A 17444-nucleotide genomic window follows, 5' to 3' on the forward strand; every position below is an offset into this window, starting at 1 on the left:
AAACGGTGGAGAGCCCATGAACAACAATCCTTTTCGAGTGGGGGTGCCGGTCGCGGCGGGTTGGCAGGACCGGGCTCTGTGCAAGGACCGCAACCCGGCGTACTGGGCGACCGAGTCGCTGCCGGTGGGTCGTGACCGCGATCGGGTGGCTGCCGCCCGGTGCCGGGGCTGCCCGGTCCTGCGTGAGTGCGCGGCGTGGCATTGCCGACAGCCGAGGACCGTCGGCGTCGTCGTCGCGGGCATCGCCGTGGGCACCGACGGCGGCCACCTCACCTCGGCCGGTGACCGGGCCCGCCTGGCGCGCATCGCCTACGGCACCCAACCACCACCGATCCTCGCGCATCAGCTGCGGCACTGCGCCGCGCCCGACTGCCGCCAGCCCATGCTCACCAGCGACGACCACCGAAAAGCAGGGCACCCCACCCAGTTTCGCGTGTACGGGGCGCTGGGCTTGTGTTCGCGCTGCTACCAACGTCGGCGATACCACCTCACGAAACCGGACGCCCCGACGCGCCGCAGGAGGATCGCATGAGCGTGATAGAGGCAGGCAATGCGATAAACCGTCACCCCGACCGCGAGCCGTGGTTCGCCGATCCACCGGCCGCGGCAGGTGCGGGTGTTGAAGTTGTTGCTGCGGACGTGGATTCGCGGGTGGCTGCGCTGCGATGTCTGGATGATCCGCAGCAGCAGGCGCGGGCGGTGACGGTGTTGTTGTCGCAGGCCCGGACCGGGCTGCTGGCGGCGGTCGCCGCGCAGGATCTGCCGCGGATCGTCGAGTTCAAGGCGAAGGCCGCGGCGATTCAGGAGATCGCCAAGCAGCTGCGGCTCGGCAAGGAGATGCAGTTGGATGCGGCCGAGTTCTGCCGCCGCGCTGAGCGCGGTCTCGGTGTCGCCATCCGGGAGGGGCAAGCGCACGGGACGGTGGAGACGAAGTCGGAGGCGTCGGCTCGTGGTGCGGCGATCCGGGATGGTGTCGTAGCTTACGACAACGTCAAGCCGAAGCCGACCGACTTCGCTGGCGTTCACGAGCTGTCCAACACCCAGGGCGGGATCTACCACCTCACCGACGGGATCTCCGACGAGCAGTTCGACGACGTCATCGCCGAGGCGAAGGCCGAGGGCAACCTGTCCCGCGCCAATGTCGCCCGCAAATGTACAGACCGAGCGAAACCGCCTGTGCCCGAACGTGAACCGGAGCATCCGCAGCCTATTCCCGCGCTTGGCGCCCGCGGGAGCGGTGGTCCGAAGGGTGATCCGAACGAGATGCTCGGCAACATCGACGGGATGTTGCGCGGGATCGTCGCAACACTGGAATTCATTCGGCCCCAAGATATTCGCGATGGTGAGCGGAAACCGTTGACTGATGGCATCTCCCGGTCGCTGGCCATGATTCGCAAGCATGTCAAGGAGATCGCCAATGGGTAGGGCACCGGCGCGTATCGAGGTCACCAGTCGGTTGCGGTGGGTGCGCCTGGATCAGATGAAGGTCAATCCGCAGGCGCAGCGGGTGCTGGATCGGGCGTGGGCCGATGAGCTGGCCCGTGATTTCGATCCGGATCTGATGGGGTTCATCCACGTGTCCCTGCGGGATGGCTGGTATTACATCGTTGACGGCCAGCACCGCCGCGACGCGGCGATGACGTTCCTCGGTTCGGATCAGCAGGTGCAGTGCCATGTGTACGAGGGCCTGACCTGTGCCCAGGAAGCGGAATTGTTCCTGGAGTTGAACCGCACCAAACGTCAAGGCCCGATGGGCCGGTACAAGGTGGCGTTGACCGCGGGCAAGCCGGTCGAGACCGATATCGACCGGATCGTGCGGGCACTGGGGTTGCAGATCGGTGCCAATCCCGCTCTGGAGGAGATCGGGTGTGTCACCACGCTCGTCGGTGTCTACCGCAAACATGGTCCGGGTTCGCTGGGGTTCGCGCTGCGCGTCATCCGCGACACCTACGGCTACGACGGGTTCAAGCGGGAACCGATCGCGGCGCTGGCGTTGATCAAAGACCGGTACGGCGACGGTATCGACGAGGCCCGGCTGGCCTCGCGGCTGGCCCGCAAGGGCCTGGTCGAGTTGCGGCGGGCGGCGAAGTCGATGCGGGAGGCGACCGGCAATCCGGCCGATCAGTGCTACGCGCACACGATGGTGGCCTTCTACAACCGGGGCACCGGCAAACGTATCGACCCGTGGTGGAACCTCGGCGCGGTCGGCGGGGGCGCGTCGTGACCCGCTACACCGATCTGGACGACTGCGCCGCCGCCGCGCTCACGGTATGTGAGCGGGTGCGGGAGATGGGACCGCTGGAAACCTATCGGCACCTGGCCGCGCAGTGTGCGCGCGACCCGGAGCGGATGGCGCAGATCCTCATGGCGCTGGCCGCTTTCGTCGACATCGAGGCACCACTGAGCGTCCTGCGTGCGCGTGTGGACGCGATCGTCGAGGATCGTGTGCGGGCCGCAGGCCGGGTGGTGACGGCATGAGGATCGGTTCGTTGTTCTCCGGTGCCGGGATGCTCGATGTGGCCGCGCTGCACGTGTTTCCGGGCGCGTCGGTGGCGTGGCACTGCGAAAACGACCCGGCCGCATCGAAGATACTCGCCCATCACTGGCCAGATGTTCTCAATTTCGGCGATGTCGCCGAAATCGACTGGACCGCAGTGGAGCCCGTGGACGTGATCACGGGAGGTTTTCCGTGCCAGGACGTTTCGGCCGCCGGGCTCCGCGCCGGGCTGTCCGATGGCACGCGGTCGGGGTTGTGGTCGCGGATGCGCGACGCGATCGAGGTGATTCGCCCGCGCTGGGTGCTGATCGAGAATGTGAGAGGGCTGCTCAATGCGCCAGCCGTTCGCCGAGTGGAGTCCGACCCGGATGCTGTGGCAGACGGGCCAAGTCGACCTGTTCTCCGGGCGATCGGAGCCGTTCTCGGCGACCTGGCCGACATCGGGTATGACGCGGAATGGACGTGCGTTCGAGCGTGCGACGTGGGTGCCTGCCATCAGCGCACGCGGGTCCTGGTGCTGGCCCACCCTGCCGACGCCGACCGCGCGCGATCACAAGGGCGCGGCGAACCGGCCGGGCCGGACCAGAGCGGGGCGAGCGCGCACGGCCGGAGACGACACGTTGCCGGACACGGTGAGCCGGATATCGCCAGGGGCGTGCCGGGAACGGTGACGGTGTTGTTGCCGACGTCGTCGGTCGCGGACGGGACGGGGGGCCATGTCACGCGGTCGGGCGATCGTCGAGACGAGCTGCTGCTCGGTGGCCTCGCCCGCGCCTACGGCGAGGGCGCGTTGCTGCCGACACCGCGTGCCAGCGACGGAGCGAAAGGCGGTCCCAACCAACGTGGCAGTTCTGGTGATTTGATGTTGCCGTCTGCCGTACAGCGGTTGCCGCCGACGCCGAACGCGTCCGATGGCACGGGTGGCAGTGCGCACCCGCAGACCCGGGCGGGGCATGCGACACAGTTGATCGACTACGTGCTGTATCACGGCTCGTCACGGTGGGGCGATTACGAGGCGGGGATCGTCCGGCAGCAACGCCTTTCCCGGCCCGCGCCCCCGCCCACGGAACCCACGCGCCATGGGCGCATGCGCTTGTCGGCCCGATTCGCCGAATGGATGATGTTCTGGCCCGATGGGTGGGTCACCGATCCCGCGCTCGGCCTGTCGCGGATCGAGCAACTGCGCGTCATCGGGAACGGTGTGGTGCCACCCCAAGCGGTGGCAGGGTTTCGTCACCTGCACACGGTATGCCAGGTGGCGAGATGAGCTCGGGCGCGCCGCAGACCGTGGTCGACAGCACTCATTTCTCTTCGGTTCCTTCGGATTCCCCAAACGTGATGAGGAACTCGCGGATCGCGTCGACGACCTTGCGTCCTTCGCGTTCGGCGCGGGCCTCGGCCGGGTCCCAGATCTCGTCGGCGATACGGAGGGTCCGCCGTGGTGTGCCCTTGCTAGTCACCGGCGACTCGATTCGCCACCGGGCCGGATACGAGGGGCATCGTGGTCATCTCCCCATGGTGCTGCGGATCGATGTCTGGGGACCGTCATTCGGGAACGAAGTCGCCACACTCGTAGGAGGCCACGGCGGCGGCGACGGCCGCCTCGAAATCAGCCGCCTCGCCTTGGGCGACCCGATCGTCACCGGTGGCGTCGTCGCGGCCGTAGAGGGCGACCAGCCACTCGACGGGCACGCCCTCGTACTCCTCGTCCTGGTCGGGGCCGATCAGGCAATGGTCGCCGTTGGTGGCGAGCATCCGCAGCCTGCCCAACCGCGCCTGCAACGCCGTGCAGCCCCCGCCCGTGGTCGTGACCGTCGGCTCGGCGGCGTAATTGGTGCGCAGGTAGGCGATTTCGGCGGCGTAGCGTTCGGCGAGCACGTCGAGGCGGCTTCCGCTTCGAGAGCCGGTGTTGCTCATGGGATTTGCTCCATTCTCTTGGGGTGTCTGACACCCAATGTAGCAGGGTGTCAGACACCCTTGCAAGGGGGTGGGCGATGAGTAGTGTGAGCGGCGAAATCATCCAGGGCGCACCGCTGTTCGAGCCTGGCCTGTATATGGGTGTGCCCGAGGGCGAGTATCACGGTGATCTCGATGCCCTGTCGTGCTCGGGTGCGAAAGCGCTCGGCACAACTGTTCCGGCGCAATGGATCTACGACTGGACCCATCCGGTCGTGCCCGAGGTGAACGAGATCATGGAGTTCGGCTCGGCGGTGCATTCGCTGACCCTCGGCGTCGGCGCACGCGTCGTGGAGGTCCGTGCCGACAGCTGGGCGTACAAGGCCGCGCAGCAGGCGCGGCGCGAACACCGCGCCGCGGGCGAGATTGCGTTGCTCACCGCGAAATACCGGCGCGCGGTCGCGATGGCCGACGCGGTGCGGCTGCACCCGGTGATCGGTCCACGCCTGGACGCGGCGCAGCGCGAGATCTCCGGGTGGTTTCGTGACCCGGAGACCGGCGTCACGCGGCGGATGCGGATCGACGCCCTGTACACCGCCGCGTCCGGGCCCGCGCTCGCGATGGACCTCAAGACCGCCGAGACCGCCTGCCCACGCGAATTCGCCAGGACCATCCGGAAATTCGGCTACCACCAGCAAGACGCCTGGTACACCGAGGGGCTCGCCGAGCTCGGCGTGGATGCCGGATTCCTGTTCATCACGGTCGGCCGACGGCCGCCGCATCTCGTATCCCTCAACCAGGTACCGGCCGCCTTCGCCGCGCACGGGCATGAACGCAACCGAGCCGCGATCGACCTCTACACCCGATGCCGTGCCTGCGGCCACTGGCCCGGCTACGGCGACACCGTCCACGAAATCGACCAGCCCGCATGGGCATACAGACAGGACTAGACCGTGACCACTGAACTCGACCACATCCCTTCTGGATCGAAATCTGTTGTGGCCCATGATGTATCGATCTCCGATCCGATCGACAGTCTTGCGCGGTACGCGCAGGCGATCGATATCGCCTACGAGCTCGCCGACAAGCTGTGCCGGACCGCGCTCGTACCCGCGATCTACCGCAGCAAACCCGCCGACGGGGCGGTCGCGATCCTGTACGGCGCCGAGCTGGGCCTGAACCCGATCCAGAGCCTGCAACAGATTTTCACGGTGCACGGCGCCCCCGCGATCTACGCCCGCACGATGGTCGCGTTGCTGAAGGCCAAGGGCTACCGCATCCGCACCGTGTCCTCGAGCGACGAATCGGTGACCGTCTCCGGCACCACGCCGGACGGCGAAACCGAAACCAGCACATGGACAGTGGACCGCGCCAGCAAGGCCGGATACGTGCCCACCGTCGACGAGAAGACCGGCAAGTACAAGACCAACAGCAGTGGCAAGCTGATCGGCAACGAGAAGTACCTCAGCGACCCGCAGGCGATGCTGTACGCCAAGGCCGCGGCCGAGGTATGCCGCAAGCTCGCCCCCGATGTCCTGCTCGGCATCGCCCACACCCGCGAAGACCTCGAATCCGAACCCGAACCCGACAACCCGGCACCGGTGCGAGTGCGATCCGAACGAGTCAGCGCCGCCGCACTGCTCGCCGAGCCCACCTCGGACCCGGTCGAAAAACCGGACATGCCCGAGGCACCCAGCGACGAACCTGCCGCGCCTGCCGCCGCGGAACCGGAACCACCGCGGGCCACCGACCCGGCCGAGCTCGAACAGGCCGCCGCCGATACCGCGCCGCGCGAGGATGCGCCGACCCAGGATCAGATCACCCAACTCGGGGCCGCGTTGCGCGCCGAGGGACTGCGCAGCCGGAAAGCGCAACTCGCCTACCTCGACACCCAATTCCGGCGCGAGATCGGCGACCCGGCCGACCTCACCGCCTCCGAATGTGCGACGTTGACGCAGTTCCTGATGACTGCGCCCGCGGCCGGGCAACTGCCTGTCGACGGCGAGCCGGTCGAAGGTGGTGACCGGTGAGCAGTTACCACGAGGCCAAGGCGTTCGAAGCGTTGTCCACGCTGCCCCGCGAGATCGGCATCCTGGCCGAGATCGAGATCACTAGCGCCGCAACGGCGCACGCGCTGCTCGCGCTCGTCGGCAAGATCGGTGAGCTGATCGACGAGCAGCGTCTCGCGAACATCATCGCCGCGGTCGGGTCCGGCGCGTTGGATTCGCCAGCCGACCTCGCTCGCGTCCGCGCGTTCATCACGACCCTGTTCGGCACCGGAGACGGCGATGATCGCACCATATTTCGCTGACGACTCGGTGACCCTGTACCACGGTGACGCGCTGATGGTGGCGCGGGAGCTGGCGACGGATTCGGTCGATTGCATCGTGACCTCGCCGCCGTACTACGGGCTCCGCGATTACGGCGTGCCCGGTCAGTATGGGCTCGAGGCGTCACCGGAGGCGTATGTCGAGAGGCTGCGGGTGCTGTTCGCAGAGCTGCGCCGGGTGCTCGCCAACGATGGCACATTATGGCTGAACCTGGGCGACAGTTACAGCGGGGGCAACCGGTCGACCTGTGACGTCCGAAGCGGCACGACACGCGCTCGCGGTCATTGCGCTCAACGTGCCGTGACCGGCATCCCTGGCAAGAACCTCTTCGGTATCCCGTGGCGCGGCGCATTCGCCTTGCAGGCCGACGGCTGGATTCTGCGGAACGCGATCACCTGGCACAAGCCGAACGCGATGCCCGAGAGTGTGACCGATCGACTGAGCAGCCGCTACGAGACGGTTTTCTTGTTCTCCCAGGTGCAACGGTACTGGTTCGATCTGGACTCCGTCCGCGAGAACCACGCGGAAGCGAGCATTGCGCGTGCGGCACGCGGTCGCACCGCGCCGGACCGCTCGCAGCAGGGGATCGGTTACCCGAACACATTCGATCCGGCACAGGCTGTGCATCCGGGTGGCCGGAATCCGGGTGATGTGTGGTCGATCGGCACGCATCCGTTCCCCGACGCGCATTTCGCGGTGATGGCGCTCGCGGTGGCCGAGCGGTGCGTGCGGGCCGGATGCAGGCCCGGCGGCACCGTGCTCGACCCGTTCTCCGGCTCGGGCACCACCGGTCTCGCCGCTGCGCGTCACGGCCGCAGATACGTGGGAGTCGACCTGAACCGCGACTACCTTGAGTTGTCGTTGCGGACCCGGCTCCGACAGCCCGGTCTCGACCTCGAGGACGCACCGTGAACTCGGTCGTGATCGGTCCCTGGCCGGGCAGCGATCGGCATGGGCTCACGCCGGGGCAACCGCTGCGGCGGCCGGTCCCGCACCGCTACAAGGTCGGCAAGCACGGCCCTGTCGTGTTGATGGATTGCCGCGATTGTCGTCGGCCTTTTCGCCCTGACGTCGAGGTGCCGCGGGATCGGCTGTGTGCCGACTGCCGCTCCGATTGCGCCGTCGCGGCACCGATGTTGGATCTGAACGGTTCGGAGGGTGATTGATGCCCGGAACAAGCGAGCTAGTCTCGACGAATCACGGTGCGCGGCTGCACATTCTGAGTCTGGGTGCCGGTGTCCAGTCGACGACGCTGGCGCTGATGGCATGTCGCGGTGAGGTATTGCCGAACGGTGATTCGATGCGTGTGGACGCCGCGATCTTCGCCGATACCCGGTGGGAGCCCGTCCACGTCTACCAGCATCTTGATCGGCTCACCGCCGAGCTTGATCGTGCTGGAATACCGCTGTATCGGGTATCGAAAGGTGACCTGCGCGCCGATACCCTCGATCCGCGCAAGCGGTTCGTCTCGGTGCCGTACTACACGCTGGCACCGAACCACACTATCCGGCAACCGGTCACCGCGCCGTGCCCGAACCGGGGGTGCGGGTGGTGTGACTACGACGCGGAATCCGATCCCCTCGGCGAGGGCAGACCCGCCGACTGTGCGGACTGTGGAAACGCCGGATATGTGGTTACGGGCACGGTCGAGCGACCGGCGACGCGTCGGGAGTTGGAAGGGATCGGGCGCCGTCAGTGCACTGCCGAGTACAAACTGGGTCCGATCAACCGGAAGGTTCGTGAACTGCTCGGCGCGGCCCCGCCGGATTACCGCCGGGTGCCGCGCGGTCGGGTCGCCGAGCAGTGGATCGGATTCAGTACCGACGAGGTGCACCGCGTCAACGACCGGCCCGAGAACCGGTACACCCGCAAGCGGTACCCGCTGCTCGAACTGGGCATGTCCCGCAAGGATTGTCAGCGCTGGCTGCGCGCGGCCGGGTGGCCGGATGTGGCGAGATCAGCGTGTATCGGGTGCCCGTACCACGGGAACCGGCAGTGGCGGGAGATGCGCGATCACCGGCCGCGGGAATGGGCCGATGCCGTCGATTTCGATCGCCGAATCCGTCAGGGAGGCACCCGTATCGGCGTCGGTCGGCTCAACGGCGAGGCGTTCCTGCACCGCTCTCGGCTACCCCTGGAACTCGCCCCGATCGACCGGGTGAGCAGTCGCGAATGGGCCGACCGGCAGATCGACATTTTCGACGAGCTCGCCGAGTACGGCGACCCGGACGGCTGCTCACCGTATGGATGCCGTTCGGGAATCGAGGTCGCGTGATGCCTGGGCGGCGGCGCGGAAGCGAACGAGGAGCTGGCTTATGACGCGGGCTCTGGACCCGCGGGAGTTCGTGCGTGTCCACAGTGGTATGCCCGAGCACCCGAAGGTGGAACCGTTGTCCGATAAGGCGTTCCGGACGCTCGTGGAGGCATGGTGTCTGTGTCGTCGCACCGGCAACGATGGCCGTATCCCGTTGACGGTCTGGACGAAACGCTGGGCGGCCAAGGCGCGCAACGAACTTGTCGGTGCCGGGCTCGTCGGGTTGCGAGACGGTGCCGCGGTCATGCACGACTGGCTGGAGCATCAGCCCAGCGCCGGAGAACTCGATGCCCGGCGCGCCGTCCGGGCCGAGGCGGGCCGCAAGGGCGGCCAGCGATCCGGACAGACACGGCGAAGCAAAACGCGAAGCACCAGCGAAGCAGATGCTTCACCCCCGCACAGTCACGAAACGGTAACGGAGCACGGAAATTCGGCCGATTCCGGGCCGCGAAACCCGTCACGCGCCACGGCCGCGGAACCGACCGGCGTTGACACGGTCAAAACTCGGCTACCAGCGGAAACGAGCCGGGGCGGCGAAGCAAATGCTTCGGCATTGCTAGAGCAGGCGCTGAAGCAAAACACGAACGGAATCGAACCAGAGATAGAGATAGAGAAAGAAATAGAGGGTCACCCCCCGTGCGGCCCTTACGTAAGTAGCGCGAGAAACGACGAAACGCCGCTCGGTCCAGCGGTCGACCCGACCGGCTGGAAACTCGTCCGCGACACCATCCCCGACGACCATCCACACGCCGTGCGCACCGACCTCGCCCTCCGCGCCGGGGCACTGCTGCGGTCCGGGACACCCGAAAGCGATGTGCGACAAGCACTGTCGCTGTGGCTCGCCAAACCGCATCTCGGTCCCGGTGCGCTGGCGTCGCTGGTCTCCGAAGTCGTCCGCACCCGATCCCGGCCAGCACCAACAGGGCCCGGAGAGGGCGCGGCCACCATGAAGGCCCGCGGCTGGCTCGCCCTCGGCGCTCAACTCGCCCCCGACCCGTCCACGCCCCTGATCGACCGGAAACCGCACGACCAGAAAGCGATTCAGCAATGACCACACCCGCCGAAGCCGCCCAGGTGCTCGCCAAATGCGCGGCATTCGACCCGACGTTCCCCAAACCGGATCCCGTGATCGCGCACGGCTGGGCCGAGGCGTTCACCCGCTACGACCTGCCGCTGCCCGATCTGCTTGACGCCGTCACCCGCCACTACTGCGAATCGGCCGACCGTGCCATGCCCAAACACCTCATCCACCATGCCCGCGACATCCGCCGCGACCGCGCCGAACGTGAAAAAGCGCACCGCGCAGTACTTCCTGCGGTGGCGTCCGGTGAGCGGCGCGCAGAGGTGATGACCCTCGTGCGCGCTCTCGCTGATCGAAAGGCCGTCTGATGACCGATCGCGGCGCCGAAGCCGTGAAAGCCGCACTCGCCCAACGCAACAACCCCGAGGAACACACCCGTGCCTGACCGCGACACTCCACCGCAGTCGGCCGAGCGGGCTCACCTGTCCGATTCCCGCACAGACGCACTCGCCCACCACGACGACCACGGCAAGCCGATGTGCACCGACCCCATTGCGCGCAATCCGCAGCAGCACACGGCCGCACGGCTCGCTCGGGTCATACGCGATCATTTCGACCCCCACGCCGTCTTCTTCGGCACCACCGAATTCGAGCTGTGCGCCGACACGATCATGGCCAGCCTCGTCGTCGCCGACCCGGACGTCATCGTCGACGCCTTCTCACCGAAACGTGACACCGAGACCGCGCTGGCCGCGCAAGCGATCCTGCTCGACGCCGTCCTACAGACACAGATCGCTGCCCGATAGCCGCAACGCTAGCCACGCCCCGCTTCGGTCGAGTTGTCCTAGCGGAAAGATTTCGCGAATTCGATGTGAGGATCGAATCGGAAAGAGACGCAAGGGGAGTCGTCCACCGGGGAATCACGGAAGGAAGTCGAATGTCAGGAAAACACCGTGCCGCCGACGACAGTGCCGGGTCCGGGGAATGTGTCATCACCCGCGAGGGCAACTATCTGCTCGGCGACGGGAACAGGCGCTTCTACGCACCGCTGCGCCCGGAGGGGGATACACCGTCGGACCAGCGCGCCCTGGTCACCGCCCAAGCCGACATCCGCCGCAATCTCGTGAATGCCTGCGCCAATGCCCAGCGGGATGTGGATGTCGCCGAGGGCCGCCGGAGCTTCTTCGCCGCCGCCCTCCACTACTGGGACACCGAACGGCTCACGGTCTCGACGGTCAAGGCGCACACCGAGATTCGCGGCGCCGACGACGAACGCGAGCAGCAGCTCGCCGACGAGCTGAGCCAGCTCTACGCCCGCACCCCACTGCACGAGAACGCCTGGCTCGTCGTCGCCCGGCACGTGCTCACCACTACCAAGGACCACCGATGACGATCCACTACACCAGCATCGACGAGGACGGGCAGGCGCGCAGCGTGCCGATCGAGCGATGCGGAGATTACTTGCGCGGCAAGGATTACCAGCAGATCGCCCGCCTGGGAAGCGAAACCGACAGCCGATACGACCTGGAGGTCCGGCTGGGACCGGCCATCGCCGAAGCCCGCCGGGCGATGCGCTCGGCCACCAACCGATACCAATTTCTCAAGATGGCCAAGATCAAGTTCGCCGAGGAGATCGCGGCCGAGAAGGCCGCCGAGCGCGCCCGCGCCGACCACGCGCGTGCCGCGCGCCGTGACGAGTTGGCCCGCGCCTTGTACGCCGAGCACGCCTGCCGGACACTGACCACTCGCGCCGCTGTCGCCCTCACCCACATCGAGTTCTGGCGCGAGGTCGCCGAGACCGCCATCGCATTCGCCGAGGACGCAGGCGAGGACGACAGGCGGCAGTAGTGCCGCGCGCTTGGTCCCCGCCGCCGCAACCGTGGATGGCCGCGGCGCTGTGCCGCTACGCCGACCCGGCGGCGTGGGACCTGGACAACTACCCCGACGGCCATGTCACGCGCGCCCGGCTGGCCGAACGGGTCTGCCGCGGCTGCCCGGTCGCCCGCCACTGCGCCCAATGGGCACACGACCACGTCCTGAACACCGGCGAAGACCTCAACGGAATCGTCTGCGCCGGAGTCGTTTTCGGATTCAGCGCCAACGCCCGACGTTGCGAGAAGGCCCGCCGCCGTGTCGCCGCCCGGCACGGCCTCACCTTCGTCCCCCGGCCGACATCGGAGCGGGAGACCTCCGGGACACCGTGCCGCCGGTGCGGGCGGATCACCGTCGCCCAGGGCGCCCCGGTCCCCGACGGCGGTGTCCGTTACGGCGCGCACGGCTTATGTCACGGCTGCACCCGCAGCTACTACACCGCGAAATATCAACGAGGACACGAGAAATGACCACGGAAGATAATCTCGCCGCTGCCTTGGAGTTGCTGCGTACCGGCGGCTGGATCAAGGGCAGCCTGCGCCGGGCCCGTGAGGACGTCGACGTCGGCGACGATGACGACACGGTGTCGGCGAAGGGGGAGCACTGCTTCGGCTACTGCTCGGTCGGTGCCGTGCACGCGGTCGTGGCACCGCAGCCCACGGACTTCACTCGCGCCTACGGCGACCGCGCCGAGATCCGGTGCCTGGCGGCGGCCGTCACCGCGCTCGGCTACGAGCGCCCGCCGAGCACGGCCGACGACGATGTCCCGGCGCCGGTGCGCACGATCACCGACTTCAACGACGGCTTCGACACCACCTTCGCCCACGTCGAACACGTCTTCACCCACGCTATCGAGCTGGCCCGCGTGACCGACGTGGCCGAGGTGGCTGGGCAGGAGATCGCGTGAGACGCGAATTCCCCAGGGGCGCACTGGCAGCCGCGCCGGGTTATACCGAATTGGTGGTCGTGCACGCCGTCCGGGCGTGGCCGTTCCCGTACGCGGAATGCCGCACCGGCGCAGGCGAACTCGTCCCCATCCCGGTCTCCCGACTCACCCGTATCCGCTGGAACTTCGAGGACCCCACATGAGCACGGATTTGACCGTAGCCGGTGCGCGCGCCGAGCGTGACGCACTGGCACCCCGCACCGATGTGCTGGACAAGGTCGGTGTATTGCGCACCCTGCCCGGCGACCTGCATGTCACCACGGAGATGGTCGCCGAGTTCTACGAGGTGAGCATCGATGTCATTCGACAGACGGTCGTCCGTAACCGTGACGAGTTCGACACAGACGGATACCGCGTTGTCACACGCTCCGCGTTTCGCGCCATGTTCGAGGAGAGTGACAAGCTGTCACTGTCCTCCGCGAGTTCCTTCGCGCTGTTCTCGCGTCGTGCGGTGCTGCGGGTGGGGATGCTGTTGCGGGACTCGCCGGTGGCGCGGCGGGTGCGTGACTACCTGCTCGACACCGAGAGCGGCGCCCGCACGCCGGTGTCCTCGCTGTCGGACGACGAGTTGATCGACCGTGCCCTTCAGGTGTCGGCGCGGCGGGTGGCCGCGCTGACCGAGCGGGTCGCCGAACTGGAACCCCAGGCCGAGGTGGCCGCCAAGCTGCTCGACGCCGAGGGCGACCTGAGCGTCCGCGACGCCGCGCAGTCCCTCACCCGCGCCGGGATCACCACCGGTCAGCAACGTCTGTTCGCCGAACTCGCCGAGCGCGGTTGGATCTTCCGAGCCGGTGACGGCCGCTGGCGGGTGATGCAGTACGCGATCGAGCACGGCTACATGTCGGTGCTCCCACAGAGCCATTACCACCCGAAAACCGGTGAACTGGTCCTTGATCCGCCGCAGCCGCGCGTGACGCCGAAAGGCTTGCAGCGCTTACTGTCCGACCTGCCCCAGGACGGTATGGCATGAATCCGCATGGCTCCCCGCCGGGTTCGGACGCACGCGGGTTCTACCGATCACTCGCCGCGTGCCTGCTGCTGGTGCTCTCGACCGCCGGATGGATCGCGCTGATGATCTGGATGACGGCGGCCGTATGAGTACGCTCCGCGCCGCCTGGCTCGGCACTCTCGCCGCGACGGTCCCGTTCGTGGTCCTGCTCGTCATCTACGTCATCGAGGTCGGCATCGGCACAATCTCCGGCGCCGAACTCGGCGGCCACGCCCTGGCCTTGTTCCGCGAATGGCGCTGGGCAGCAACAGCTGCCGCGCTCACCGCAGTGACCATCAACTACTCCGAGGCGCTGCACGAACGCAGGAACGACCGCTGATGAGGGCATCATGGAGGAACGTGCCGGAGTGACCACACTGCCGCAGGAGTAGGGACACGTCCGGCCGGGGAGTATGAACCCGATCCCCGCTGACGCGGGGAGCAAGTCTCCGGTTCATCACCGTGACTGCTGGACCAAGGGTCATCCCCGCGCGTGCGGGGAGCAGGACACGATTGACTCGTGCAAGGGTTCATCCCCGCTGACGCGGGAACTCTCCGGCCGGACAGTGGCCCACGATACACGCGGGCACCGACACGTGTCCTGTGATCCGCCAAGGTCTTCCGGCGGACGGGGATGCGGGGTCGGGGATCGATAGATCGGTAATCGGCGCGGACACATCCGGCTCGCCACGCAGCGGATCGAGCCGACCCATCGGACTCATCACAGGCCGCCCCGACCCGGCGGGCCTAGACTTCGCCACCCCAGTGGGTGCGGTTGAACTGTTCGATCGCCTCGCGGCATTGAGGGCACAGTACGCCGCCAGGCCCGGCAGGGCGTTCGAGGCACTTCTGGCATTGCCTCGGCTTTTCATCTGACACGTCATGGATCATAGAGTCCAGGTCGGACCGGCTCCAGACATCGAGTCCCACCGCGACTTTACGCAGTATAAACTGCGTTTATGGAAGATCGTGAGTGCGGGATGGAGAATTGTCACCGTTCCACCCCGAATGTCATCTGCGACCCGTGTAATCGGCGCCTGTACCGTGACCTGCGCGCGGTCGGGTGGTTGTCGCGGCAGCTCCAGGTCACCCTCACCCGGCGCGACCGGCTCGGCGGCCCGTACCGCGACGGCAGCCACACCCCCGAGACACCCCTGGCCTACAACGCCGCGGCTTCCGAGGCCGCCTACGTCCTGCGCGACACCCTCCGCGCGTGGGCCGAGGAACTCGCCGCCCATACCGGCACACCGTTCGCTCCCGCACAGGGGCAGAAGCGGATTCGCCGCACCCACCGGCCGACCGCAGCCGACTTCGCGGGCTGGCTCGCCCACCACACCGCCCACATCCCGAAGCTGCCCGCCGCCGCGCAATGCGCCGACGAGATCGCCGCCGCCGTCGCCCTGGCCGCCGCGACCATCGACCGCCGCGAGCTGCCGGTGTTCGTCGGGCCGTGCCCGCACTGCGAGGGTGGCCTGTTCGGGCTGCGCGAGGCCGATCAGCTGCGCTGCCGCAGCTGCGGCGCCCGTGTCGCCCGCGCCGATGTGGACGTGAATGTGGACGACGAGATCTACCGGCGTTACTTCGAGGCCGCCGAGATCGTCATCATCGTGAAAACGCGCCTCGGCCAGGACATCACCACAAAGAGGATTCACGACCTCGGCTACCGGCGCCGCAACCCGGTCCGGCATCTCACCGACACCACCGGCCGCAAGCTCTACTCGGCCGCCGATGTCCTCGCCGCCCTCGGCGGCGCGAAGCCACGTGTGCTGGCCGCGTGAGAATGCGAAACCGGCTACGACCCACAGCATCTGACACGCCGAATGACCAGCAGGGGATGGAAAACCCCGAACAGAATATGGTTAGGCTGAAGCGCCTGGGGCGTCGGCTATGAATCCAAAACCCTCGGCTCCACAACTGCACAGACACCCCGGCGGTACCCCCAGTCTGCCGGGGTGCTCTCTTGTCCAGGGACGCTGCCTCGCCCCGACACCCCGAGGTCCGCGTCCCAGCGCCCGACCGGAGAATCGCCCTTTCGCCTCCGGTCCGCGTGCGCCGCTGCCGCCCCTCCAGCGCAACCATGAGGGGCTTCACGTCACGTCGGAAGGACATCTTGTGACCGACGAACAAACCGACCCCGCCGTCCTCGCCTTGGCCAACACCTTGTCGACGCTCCCGCACCCCGGCGGCCAGGACTTGCGCCTGGTGCTCTTCGACGGCGCGAGTGATGCGGTGAAACAGAAAGTCGCAGAAGGCATTATCCACTTCCTTCGCCGCAATCATTTCATGCCGCACCCGAAGACCTCGAAGCCGCGACGCAAATGAAGAAGCCTAGAAAGAAGCCCGCGGTCGACGCCCCGAAGATCCTCGGCACCCTCACCGACGGCCAACGCGCCAGCATCATCATGATCGTCACTGGCCTGCTCGAACGCGCCGACCTCGGCGCCACGATCTCCCACGGCGACGACGGCAGCGTCCTCATCCACATACCCGCCAGGAATTCCTGATAATCGACGAACTCCCGGAAACGAGGAGTTCCGCAAAGACCCGGAGCGCCAAGGAATTCCGGGTGCCGAGGAGGTCCCGGTCGCAGGGAGATCCCCGCCGCCGCGGCCCGCTGTCCTCGGCCGCCCGTCCCCGCACTCTCGCGAGGAGTTGTCTCGTGGAGATCCACACGCACCGGCCCGGCCTGTACGCGATGACCTACCAGCCGACGACCGACACAGCGCTGCTCGGCATCCAATTCGACGCCAGCCGCTCCCACCACGGATGGTCATGGGCGGCCAGCGCCGGAGTACACCGTCACGGCATGATCGTGGGCTGGTTGCCCTGCTCAGGCTCGCGCTGCGCGCTGCGCGACCGTGCGCAGCTGCACACCGCGGTCATCCTGGTGGAGCAGACCCTCCGCGGCCTCACCGTGATCGGTCGTCGGGTGCGGCATCCGTTGCGGTGGTGCTGATGCCGACGGCGTACCGGCGGCCATGCACCTATTGCGGTGAGGCCGCGGTCAAAGGCGGTAAGTGCGCGCGGCACCTGGCCCTGCACTACAAGCGCAACGACATGCTCCGCGGCAGCCGTACCGAGCGTGGTTACGGCACAGAGCATGTCGTGCGATTCCGCGCCGAGGTGCTCCACCGCGACCACTACACCTGCCAGATCTGCGGCGGCTACGGAGACCGCGCCGACCACCATCCGCAGTCGCGGCGCGAACTGGTTGCTGCCGGACTCGACCCCGACGACCCGCAATACGGGCGTGCCCTGTGCGAGTACTGCCACAACCGGCACACTGCCCGGACACAGGGCGTCAACAACTGGAGAAAGTCGCGCTGATCATCGTCGCCCGCATCAGGCCCGTTGCCGATCGTGCGCCCACGCGTCGCGTTCGGAAACGTCGGTGGCGCGCGTAGGAAAAAAATTTCTGGCGGCCCACCTTCGCAGGCCGATGAAGGAACCGTCGAGCAGAACGTGAGCCCCCGCAACGACCGACCGCTCGGCCTGTTCATGTCTGACCTGGGGGTATGCACTCCATGACTGATTACCTCCTCGGTTATCACGGGTCGATAACGGCGCGTGTCGCCATCGC

The 17444-nt window shown here is 67.4% G+C and carries 29 protein-coding genes; 27 read left to right on the plus strand and 2 right to left on the minus strand.

The window, feature by feature from the left end; all coding sequences use genetic code 11:
- Positions 1-16 precede the first annotated feature (16 nt).
- The 5 genes from HPY32_RS22500 to HPY32_RS22520 are packed head-to-tail and all read left to right on the plus strand — an operon-like array spanning position 17 to position 3764.
- Complete coding sequence (locus HPY32_RS22500; RefSeq protein ID WP_171983021.1) at positions 17-532, plus strand: WhiB family transcriptional regulator; 516 nt, start codon at positions 17-19, stop codon at positions 530-532.
- Positions 529-1425, plus strand: coding sequence for a hypothetical protein (locus tag HPY32_RS22505; RefSeq protein ID WP_216676359.1), 897 nt, complete (start codon positions 529-531; stop codon positions 1423-1425). Before HPY32_RS22500 ends, HPY32_RS22505 begins: the two co-directional genes overlap by 4 nt.
- Positions 1418-2224, plus strand: coding sequence for a DUF6551 family protein (locus HPY32_RS22510; protein ID WP_067594866.1), 807 nt, complete (start codon positions 1418-1420; stop codon positions 2222-2224). The genes HPY32_RS22505 and HPY32_RS22510 overlap by 8 nt, the downstream gene beginning before the upstream one ends.
- The gene (locus tag HPY32_RS22515; protein ID WP_067596265.1) at positions 2221-2478 is read left to right on the plus strand and encodes a hypothetical protein; all 258 of its coding nucleotides are present in this window, start codon (positions 2221-2223) and stop codon (positions 2476-2478) included. The genes HPY32_RS22510 and HPY32_RS22515 overlap by 4 nt, the downstream gene beginning before the upstream one ends.
- Before the next feature lie 11 nt (positions 2479-2489).
- A complete protein-coding gene (locus tag HPY32_RS22520; RefSeq protein WP_231951898.1) occupies positions 2490-3764 on the plus strand; it encodes a DNA cytosine methyltransferase in 1275 nt (424 codons plus the stop codon).
- A gap of 34 nt (positions 3765-3798) precedes the next feature.
- Here the strand turns inward: HPY32_RS22520 and HPY32_RS22525 are convergent, their stop codons facing one another.
- Both HPY32_RS22525 and HPY32_RS22530 read right to left on the minus strand, forming a co-directional pair.
- Positions 3799-3957 (minus strand): hypothetical protein, encoded by a 159-nt coding sequence (locus tag HPY32_RS22525; protein WP_156674755.1) that lies wholly within the window; start codon positions 3955-3957, stop codon positions 3799-3801.
- An 85-nt stretch (positions 3958-4042) separates the two neighbouring features.
- Positions 4043-4414: a hypothetical protein gene (locus HPY32_RS22530; RefSeq protein WP_156674754.1), complete on the minus strand. Its 372-nt coding sequence runs from the start codon at positions 4412-4414 to the stop codon at positions 4043-4045.
- Positions 4415-4491: 77 nt separating this feature from the next.
- On the opposite strand from HPY32_RS22530, the gene HPY32_RS22535 reads away from it, so the two are divergent.
- From HPY32_RS22535 to HPY32_RS22635, 22 genes are all read left to right on the plus strand, one after another.
- The gene (locus HPY32_RS22535) at positions 4492-5343 is read left to right on the plus strand and encodes a PD-(D/E)XK nuclease-like domain-containing protein (RefSeq protein ID WP_082871770.1); all 852 of its coding nucleotides are present in this window, start codon (positions 4492-4494) and stop codon (positions 5341-5343) included.
- A 3-nt stretch (positions 5344-5346) separates the two neighbouring features.
- Complete coding sequence (locus HPY32_RS22540; RefSeq protein WP_156674753.1) at positions 5347-6423, plus strand: hypothetical protein; 1077 nt, start codon at positions 5347-5349, stop codon at positions 6421-6423.
- Positions 6420-6704, plus strand: a complete 285-nt coding sequence (locus tag HPY32_RS22545; RefSeq protein ID WP_067594853.1) for a hypothetical protein — start codon at positions 6420-6422, stop codon at positions 6702-6704. Before HPY32_RS22540 ends, HPY32_RS22545 begins: the two co-directional genes overlap by 4 nt.
- Positions 6682-7635: a DNA-methyltransferase gene (locus HPY32_RS22550; RefSeq protein WP_067594850.1), complete on the plus strand. Its 954-nt coding sequence runs from the start codon at positions 6682-6684 to the stop codon at positions 7633-7635. The genes HPY32_RS22545 and HPY32_RS22550 overlap by 23 nt, the downstream gene beginning before the upstream one ends.
- Positions 7632-7889, plus strand: a complete 258-nt coding sequence (locus tag HPY32_RS22555) for a hypothetical protein (RefSeq protein ID WP_067594847.1) — start codon at positions 7632-7634, stop codon at positions 7887-7889. The genes HPY32_RS22550 and HPY32_RS22555 overlap by 4 nt, the downstream gene beginning before the upstream one ends.
- A gap of 95 nt (positions 7890-7984) precedes the next feature.
- Entirely contained in the window at positions 7985-8998 is a 1014-nt protein-coding gene (locus tag HPY32_RS22560; protein ID WP_231951960.1) for a hypothetical protein, read from the plus strand.
- A 40-nt stretch (positions 8999-9038) separates the two neighbouring features.
- Positions 9039-10088: a hypothetical protein gene (locus HPY32_RS22565; protein WP_156674752.1), complete on the plus strand. Its 1050-nt coding sequence runs from the start codon at positions 9039-9041 to the stop codon at positions 10086-10088.
- The gene (locus HPY32_RS22570) at positions 10085-10426 is read left to right on the plus strand and encodes a hypothetical protein (protein ID WP_067594835.1); all 342 of its coding nucleotides are present in this window, start codon (positions 10085-10087) and stop codon (positions 10424-10426) included. The genes HPY32_RS22565 and HPY32_RS22570 overlap by 4 nt, the downstream gene beginning before the upstream one ends.
- A gap of 69 nt (positions 10427-10495) precedes the next feature.
- Positions 10496-10864, plus strand: a complete 369-nt coding sequence (locus tag HPY32_RS22575) for a hypothetical protein (protein ID WP_067594832.1) — start codon at positions 10496-10498, stop codon at positions 10862-10864.
- Between the two features lie 131 nt (positions 10865-10995).
- Positions 10996-11448, plus strand: coding sequence for a hypothetical protein (locus HPY32_RS22580; protein WP_067594830.1), 453 nt, complete (start codon positions 10996-10998; stop codon positions 11446-11448).
- Positions 11445-11906 (plus strand): hypothetical protein, encoded by a 462-nt coding sequence (locus HPY32_RS22585; protein WP_067594827.1) that lies wholly within the window; start codon positions 11445-11447, stop codon positions 11904-11906. Before HPY32_RS22580 ends, HPY32_RS22585 begins: the two co-directional genes overlap by 4 nt.
- Positions 11906-12400, plus strand: a complete 495-nt coding sequence (locus tag HPY32_RS22590) for a WhiB family transcriptional regulator (RefSeq protein ID WP_156674751.1) — start codon at positions 11906-11908, stop codon at positions 12398-12400. The genes HPY32_RS22585 and HPY32_RS22590 overlap by 1 nt, the downstream gene beginning before the upstream one ends.
- Positions 12397-12837: a DUF6197 family protein gene (locus HPY32_RS22595; protein WP_067594822.1), complete on the plus strand. Its 441-nt coding sequence runs from the start codon at positions 12397-12399 to the stop codon at positions 12835-12837. Before HPY32_RS22590 ends, HPY32_RS22595 begins: the two co-directional genes overlap by 4 nt.
- The gene (locus tag HPY32_RS22600) at positions 12834-13019 is read left to right on the plus strand and encodes a hypothetical protein (protein WP_067594819.1); all 186 of its coding nucleotides are present in this window, start codon (positions 12834-12836) and stop codon (positions 13017-13019) included. The genes HPY32_RS22595 and HPY32_RS22600 overlap by 4 nt, the downstream gene beginning before the upstream one ends.
- A complete protein-coding gene (locus tag HPY32_RS22605; RefSeq protein WP_067594815.1) occupies positions 13016-13846 on the plus strand; it encodes a phage antirepressor KilAC domain-containing protein in 831 nt (276 codons plus the stop codon). Before HPY32_RS22600 ends, HPY32_RS22605 begins: the two co-directional genes overlap by 4 nt.
- On the plus strand, positions 13843-13974 hold the full coding sequence (locus HPY32_RS45750) for a hypothetical protein (RefSeq protein WP_269456527.1): 132 nt from the start codon (positions 13843-13845) through the stop codon (positions 13972-13974). The genes HPY32_RS22605 and HPY32_RS45750 overlap by 4 nt, the downstream gene beginning before the upstream one ends.
- On the plus strand, positions 13971-14204 hold the full coding sequence (locus HPY32_RS22610) for a hypothetical protein (protein ID WP_067594812.1): 234 nt from the start codon (positions 13971-13973) through the stop codon (positions 14202-14204). The genes HPY32_RS45750 and HPY32_RS22610 overlap by 4 nt, the downstream gene beginning before the upstream one ends.
- 619 nt (positions 14205-14823) lie before the next feature.
- Positions 14824-15642, plus strand: a complete 819-nt coding sequence (locus tag HPY32_RS22615) for a hypothetical protein (RefSeq protein ID WP_156674750.1) — start codon at positions 14824-14826, stop codon at positions 15640-15642.
- Positions 15643-15976: 334 nt separating this feature from the next.
- On the plus strand, positions 15977-16186 hold the full coding sequence (locus HPY32_RS22620) for a hypothetical protein (RefSeq protein WP_067594807.1): 210 nt from the start codon (positions 15977-15979) through the stop codon (positions 16184-16186).
- Positions 16183-16368 carry a hypothetical protein gene (locus HPY32_RS22625; RefSeq protein ID WP_067594804.1) on the plus strand — a complete coding sequence of 62 codons (186 nt, stop codon included), beginning with the start codon at positions 16183-16185 and terminating at the stop codon, positions 16366-16368. The genes HPY32_RS22620 and HPY32_RS22625 overlap by 4 nt, the downstream gene beginning before the upstream one ends.
- Positions 16369-16523: 155 nt before the next feature.
- Positions 16524-16820: a hypothetical protein gene (locus tag HPY32_RS22630; protein ID WP_067594801.1), complete on the plus strand. Its 297-nt coding sequence runs from the start codon at positions 16524-16526 to the stop codon at positions 16818-16820.
- The gene (locus HPY32_RS22635; protein WP_067596263.1) at positions 16820-17191 is read left to right on the plus strand and encodes a hypothetical protein; all 372 of its coding nucleotides are present in this window, start codon (positions 16820-16822) and stop codon (positions 17189-17191) included. Before HPY32_RS22630 ends, HPY32_RS22635 begins: the two co-directional genes overlap by 1 nt.
- Positions 17192-17444: the final 253 nt, after the last annotated feature.

The sequence above is a fragment of the Nocardia terpenica genome, assembly GCF_013186535.1.
Taxonomy (GTDB): Bacteria; Actinomycetota; Actinomycetes; order Mycobacteriales; family Mycobacteriaceae; genus Nocardia; species Nocardia terpenica.